Annotated in this window: 1 protein-coding gene and 1 pseudogene; both read right to left on the bottom strand. The window is 50.2% G+C overall.

Annotated elements, in window-relative coordinates:
• Positions 1 to 17: 17 nt before the first annotated feature.
• Positions 18 to 176, bottom strand: coding sequence for a Maff2 family mobile element protein (locus DXB70_RS13950; protein ID WP_003500126.1), 159 nt, complete (start codon positions 174 to 176; stop codon positions 18 to 20).
• A gap of 89 nt (positions 177 to 265) precedes the next feature.
• A pseudogene (locus DXB70_RS14490) lies at positions 266 to 607 on the bottom strand (type IV secretory system conjugative DNA transfer family protein); the annotation flags it as partial.

Raw genomic sequence — 607 nt, 5'->3', positions numbered from 1 at the left:
CTTTCTTTTTGTTCCCTTTAATTAGCCATGAACTGCTTAATGCCCTGTGATTTTGCCGCAGGGTTATCCGACCCGTAACCTTCCAGAAGGTTGATGACGCCCCATACCGCCAGACCAGCGCCAAGAGCCATGACCAGAATTTTAAGAATGTCGATTGCCTGATTGAAAAATTCCATATACGTTCCTCCATTTTGTTTGTTTGATGGTTTTGGGTACAAAAAAAGCCGCCCACATCGGCGGCGCTTCGGGTCATCATGGCCCGAAGTTACACAAACTCGTCGCTGTCCAGATCATCGAAATTCAACAGGTCAGCTTCTTCGTCCGTGTCGGAGCCGTCCACTTCGTACACCGTGTATTCGTCCTCCGGCTTTAGTCTCAATGGCCGGTGGCGGAACAGGCTTTCCAAGCGGAAGGCGTTTTTCTTTTTATCAAATTCGGCTGTGTACTTGTAATTCGGGTGCTTTTTCAAGTCATACTTCGGGGACAGGAAGGGCGGGAGCCCCCGAAGCTGCAAGATACATTTATCCCCGGGCATGGTGGTGATCTCGCTGGTAGTCATCAGCTCCCGGCCAAGCCGCTGCATATTCTGGCTGTAACTTTCAGACTG

Source organism: Clostridium sp. OM05-5BH (genome assembly GCF_003481505.1).
Lineage (GTDB): Bacteria > Bacillota > Clostridia > Lachnospirales > Lachnospiraceae > Otoolea > Otoolea fessa.
Note: the sequence above shows the minus strand (reverse complement) of the source record. Positions and strands in the feature narration are given on the sequence as shown.